The sequence below is a fragment of the Streptomyces sp. P9(2023) genome (assembly GCF_032436795.1).
GTDB lineage: Bacteria > Actinomycetota > Actinomycetes > Streptomycetales > Streptomycetaceae > Streptomyces.
Map to the genome: position 1 here is coordinate 1 of NZ_JAUPWM010000802.1, position 241 is coordinate 241.

The window sequence follows — 241 nt, forward strand, 5'->3', positions numbered from 1 at the left end:
CGCCACGACTATCCAGCATTTGCAGTTCATTCGCCACGATCTCGGTGGTGTAACGCTCAATGCCGTCTTTATCGGTCCATTTACGGGTTTTTAATTTCCCTTCAATATAAACCTTAGAGCCCTTGCGTAAATACTCACCAGCAATTTCGGCTAAACGTTGATAAATCACAATCCGGTGCCATTCAGTTTGTTCTTTACGCTCGTTAGTGGCCTTATCGGTCCAACTCTCTGAAGTCGCAAT

1 protein-coding gene is annotated in these 241 nt (G+C 45.2%); it reads right to left on the minus strand.

The annotated features are described in order from the left end of the window. A partial coding sequence (gene ssb / locus Q5762_RS39495; RefSeq protein WP_315897145.1) for a single-stranded DNA-binding protein occupies positions 1-241 on the minus strand: 241 nt, incomplete at both ends.